At 39.7% G+C, this 4881-nt stretch carries 5 protein-coding genes; 2 read left to right on the top strand and 3 right to left on the bottom strand.

Going from position 1 to position 4881, the window contains the following annotated elements; genetic code table 11:
• Positions 1 to 296 (top strand): OprD family outer membrane porin (locus ACINWC141_RS05915; protein ID WP_009389125.1); only part of this gene is annotated, 296 nt, incomplete at its 5' end.
• A 77-nt stretch (positions 297 to 373) separates the two neighbouring features.
• On the opposite strand, the gene ACINWC141_RS05910 is transcribed toward ACINWC141_RS05915, so the two are convergent.
• Complete coding sequence (locus ACINWC141_RS05910) at positions 374 to 1459, bottom strand: HlyD family secretion protein (protein ID WP_009389130.1); 1086 nt, start codon at positions 1457 to 1459, stop codon at positions 374 to 376.
• Complete coding sequence (locus ACINWC141_RS05905) at positions 1456 to 3033, bottom strand: MFS transporter (RefSeq protein ID WP_009389135.1); 1578 nt, start codon at positions 3031 to 3033, stop codon at positions 1456 to 1458. Before ACINWC141_RS05905 ends, ACINWC141_RS05910 begins: the two co-directional genes overlap by 4 nt.
• A 166-nt stretch (positions 3034 to 3199) precedes the next feature.
• Here ACINWC141_RS05905 and ACINWC141_RS05900 point away from each other — a divergent pair, with 166 nt between their 5' ends.
• Entirely contained in the window at positions 3200 to 3820 is a 621-nt protein-coding gene (locus ACINWC141_RS05900; protein ID WP_009389129.1) for a TetR/AcrR family transcriptional regulator, read from the top strand.
• Between the two features lie 75 nt (positions 3821 to 3895).
• On the opposite strand, the gene ACINWC141_RS05895 is transcribed toward ACINWC141_RS05900, so the two are convergent.
• Positions 3896 to 4881: aldehyde dehydrogenase family protein (locus ACINWC141_RS05895; protein WP_034677799.1), on the bottom strand; the 986-nt coding region annotated here is incomplete at its 5' end.

Here is a 4881-nt window from a genome sequence, read left to right as displayed (position 1 = left end):
CTACTGGTTTCTTTAAAGAAGACGAAAAGTCTTATCATGTGATGTATGGCTACGATTTTAAAGATTATGTGCCAGGCCTAAACGCGATGGTGAAATATGTTTACGGACATGACTTTAAAGCCGCCAATGGTGAAAAGAACCATGAAACTGAGTCGAATGTAATTTTAAATTATGCGTTTCAGCAGCCCTTCTTAAAAGGTGTTGCTCTGCAATACATTCGCATTGATTACAACGTTAAACATGGCAATGACTTTGGCGAAGATCGCTTGTTTGTAAACTACACCAAAAAGTTTTAAAGACTTTTTTAAAACTCATCATTAAAAAGAGACCGTAAATGGTCTCTTTTTTTCTCATACTTCAAAATCTAGACTATCTATTTATTGGTATCTATCGATACTAATACCGATAATCCAGGACGTAATAATTTAACGTCTTTTTGATTTTCAATGAGCTTGATGCGTACAGGAAGGCGTTGAACGATCTTGGTAAAGTTACCAGTCGCATTGGTCGCAGAGATCGGAGAGAAAAATGCGCCAGTAGATGGGGAGAAGCTGTCTACCACGCCTTTTAGCTCAACGTTATAAGCATCTACATAGACATTAACAGGTTGTCCGATTTTAATTTGTTTTAGCTCAATTTCACGGAAGTTTGCTTCTACATAGACTTGGTCTAAAGGCACAACGACCATTAATGGATTACCAGCGCTCACAAAGTTACCTACGTTAGCTGACTTTTGACCAATCATGCCATCAATAGGCGCACGAACTTCTGTATAACTCAAATTCAGTTTTGCTTTATCAAGTGCCGCTTGTGCTTGTTTAAGAGCAGCTTGTTTGGCTTGTACCTGAATCTTATATTGGTTGAGCTGATACTGTGCATCAATCACTTTTTCTTTACTGCTGTCTAAGTCAGCATATTGTTCAGTCAATGTGGTTTTTGACTGTTGCGTAATCAATCTAGATTCAGCACCAAGTGCCTGCAACTGCTCATAACGCGCCGTATTATCTTTTGTGAGTTTAATTCCAGCTTCTACTTTTCTAAGCTGGGCCTCTGTTTCTCGAATAACAGTCGGTTGTCTCTCAACAGCCAGCATTGCTTCACTCACGTCAGCTTGTGCTTTTGCATAATTGGATTCAGCTTCAGCCAAAGCAGCTTGATAATCACGTGCATCAATCCGCGCTAAAAGTTGGCCTTTTTTTACGGTCTGATGATCTTTAATATAAATTTCTTCAATATTGCCAGATACTTTAGGGGCAATGGTTGAGTAATCGACATCCACACGCGCATCGTCTGTTTCAACAATTGAAGAGGGTAAAAATATAAGTTTTAAAACCCATAAAATGGATGCTAAAACAATAATAAATGCGATAACCATAACCCAATGCTTTTTGAAATATTGCACCTTTGTTAACTTGGGTGGTTCGGTGTTGGTGGTATCTTGGGCTTCGAGAGTACTCATAAAGATTTTCCTGAGTTATGACTATTCATTAACTTAATGAGAGCAATGCGTGGCGGATAAGTTCGAACTGGCAAAATCAACATCACAATGAACAAAATAGCGGTGAGGCCAGCTAAAATCAGATATTGGTCGCTAATCACTAAGACAGATTGCTGGGCCTGAATCGCAGAATTTAGGGCAGATAAACCACCTGAAACACGATCTGCGCCATTTGCGTTAAGCACAGGGGGAGTAAGCGGATTAATGACAGGGCCTTGAATATTTTGGAAAACATGTTGGGCAGTATTTTCAATCAGCCGTGTTGAATGGTATTCACCGCGTACCCGATTGATCCAATCCAAAATACAAACACCCAGTACACCGCTAATCGCACGTGGGGTGTTAATCATCGGTGATGCATAAATTGCCATGGTTGGATGAACGCTGTTTGTTCCCATCATTAATAATGAGAGCACGACACAGGTTTGGCCTAAACATGAGATGGCATGCCAAAAATAAAACTGATCTTGATTCCATGTAGTATCAAGTTGACTTGCACCTAGGCAACCTGCAATGACCAGAAGCAAACCAAACCCATGTACATAGCGGCTATCTACCCAAGCTTGGTTTAAAAGCTTCACAACAATTGGAATATAGATAAATTGCAATGCCGCAATTTGTAAACCAATCCACATGGTCTGAGTGGGTTTATAGCCATGTACAGCACTAAGGTAATTCAGTGGTAATGTACTGGTGGACATACCAATAATGACAAAGCAAAAGAGAGCAAAAACAGCATAAGCAAAATTTCGTATTTCGAGCATTTGCGGTTTAATTAATGGGGTTGGGTAACGCCATTCATGTATAAAAAACCAAGGTAAAGTAATTGCACTAATTAAAGCCAATACACAAATTAATTGAGAATGGAACCAGTCTAAATGGTTGCCGTGCAATAACATGGTGCTGAGGCTGGCTAAGCTAATAATCGCTAAAAGGGCACCCATCCAGTCGTAAGTTTTTATTCTTGAATAATTTAATGGGTCTTGGGGAATCCCAAAATAAACCAGAGCAGCACTTAGCGCACAAAAAGGGATGGTTTGGAAAAATATCATTTTCCAGCCAAGAACATCTAAATAAAAGGCAGACAGCGCTGCACTTAAATTAGGAAAGAAAGTTGCAGTTAATGCATAGCAAGCGAGGCCCCATAGCCGAATATCAGGTCCTAAAAATCTAAGCGCACAGGCCATTAACAACGGAATGGTTAAACCATTGGCGAGCCCTTGTAAGCCACGCAATAAATAAAATATTTCGATATTTGGACTAAAAGGAATTAAAACGCTAGAGAAGAGGCAAATTCCGATCGCAAAAAGCAGGACTCTGCGCATTGAAAAAATAACTGCCCAACTGGTGGACAGGATCATACCAATAATCATGGCACTGGCGTAAATACTGTTGACCCAATAACCAGAGTCGACACTAATTCCCATCGCGCCACGAATGTCGACTAAGGTAATGCTGGTAATTCGGTTATTAAATTCAACAGTCATTGCAGCAAATATTGCACCTGCTAAACCGATGAGTGGTTTTGTATTCATCTTTTACCTTAAATCTTAAGCATCAATTCATTGCACCGAGCAGATATTTACTGTACTGTACCGATCGGTACTCTACTCTTTAATTAAATTGCCGTCAATTCTCGATTTTGAACTTTTCGATGAGTTACACTACAAATAAAGTCGCTCAATTTTTTATAAGGTCACTATGTCTGTTACAACTAAAACTAATGAAAAAGAACAAAAAATTTTGGATGCAGCAACAAAGTTTTTTCTGACACATGGTTTTAGTGGCACAACAACAGATATGATTCAAAAAGAGGCGGGTGTTTCAAAAGCCACCATGTATGGCTACTATAAAAATAAAGAAGTGATGTTCGCAGCTGTGATTGAACGACAATGTACGAACATGCAAGAGCAAATTATTTTAGTTGAGACAAAAGCGGAAAATTTACGATCAGCTTTAACCGAGATTGGAAAAACCTATCTTTGTTTTATTTTGTCGCATTCAGGATTGGCATTTTTTAGGGTTTGTATTGCAGAAGCAGTAAGATTTCCAGAGTTATCCGAAAAATTCTTTGAAGTTGGGCCACAACGGCTTGCAAATATTATTGCGGGTTATCTTGAAAAATCAGCTAAAAATGGTGAAATAGAATTAAGCTCTTCTTCGGATATAGCTGCAAATATATTTTTAGCGTTATTACGAAGTGATGCGCATCTTAAGTGTCTTACACATCCGAATTACATAATATCAGATAGTGAAATTGGTACTTGGGTTGAATATGCTGTCGATTTATTTTTAAAAAATATTAATTATAAACTAGGTTAATTTGGGGAATTTGCTCCCTACAAAACCTTAATGTAGAAGTAAAAAAGAGACCAGTTAATGGTCTCTTTTTATTTTTTAGATTGCTTCTCTGGTCATCTCACCATTCACCAGTCTTAAAATCTGCAACGGGTTGCTGTCTTTTAAAGCCTCTGGCAACAAACTTTGCGGATAGTTTTGGTAACACACAGGACGTAAGTAACGGTCAATGGCCAAGGTGCCAACTGAAGTACCTCGTGCATCTGAAGTCGCCGGATATGGTCCGCCGTGTACCATCGCATCACACACTTCCACACCTGTTGGATAACCGTTTATGAGTAAACGGCCAGCTTTTTCTTCTAGTACAGGGACTACATCTGCAAACTCGGTTAAATCTCCTTCATCGGCAATTAAAGTCGCAGTCAGCTGACCATTCATGCTTTGTAGAGCTTGTAAGAGTTGAGCTTTATCTTCAACTTCAATGATGACTGTTGCTGGCCCAAAGATTTCTTCTTGCAGAAGTTGATCGCCTGCTAATAAAAGCTCAACATCGGCTTTAAACAGTTGTGGTTGTGCCCGATTACCTTGTTGGGTTTGACCTGCCAAGTGTTCAATGCCTTGATGCTCGGTTAAATGCTCAAGACCTGCCGTATAACTTTTTAAGGTTCCGGCATTCAGCATAGTCTGTGCAGGTTTGCCACCCATAATTTCGGTTAGGTTAGTAATGAGTTTGCTAAATTCAGCTGATTTTATTCCCAAAATTAAACCCGGATTGGTACAGAACTGACCACAGCCTAAAACCACTGAGTCGGCTAAGTCCTGTGCAATTTTGTCACCACGGTTTTTTAAGGCTTCTGGCAACATCAACATCGGGTTAATACTGCTCATTTCAGCAAAGACTGGAATCGGTTGTGGGCGGGCTGCTGCCATGTCACATAAAGCACGTCCACCTCGGAGTGAACCTGTAAATCCAACCGCCTGAATGAAAGGATGTTTCACCAGTGGTTCACCCACGCCATTACCATAAATCATGTTAAATACACCTTTAGGCATATTTGATTTTTCTACGGCACGTTCGATTGCCT

This window comes from Acinetobacter sp. WC-141 (assembly GCF_000313935.1).
GTDB lineage: Bacteria > Pseudomonadota > Gammaproteobacteria > Pseudomonadales > Moraxellaceae > Acinetobacter.
The sequence above is the reverse complement of the archived record's forward strand: the minus strand, read 5'-3'. Positions and strand labels throughout refer to the sequence as shown.

Bases quoted from the DNA above. Each gene is read 5' to 3' on its own strand.
- ACINWC141_RS05900 (WP_009389129.1), top strand. From the start codon at position 3,200: ATGTCTGTTACAACTAAAACTAATGAAAAAGAACAAAAAATTTTGGAT.
- ACINWC141_RS05905 (WP_009389135.1), bottom strand. From the start codon at position 3,033: ATGAATACAAAACCACTCATCGGTTTAGCAGGTGCAATATTTGCTGCA.
- ACINWC141_RS05910 (WP_009389130.1), bottom strand. From the start codon at position 1,459: ATGAGTACTCTCGAAGCCCAAGATACCACCAACACCGAACCACCCAAG.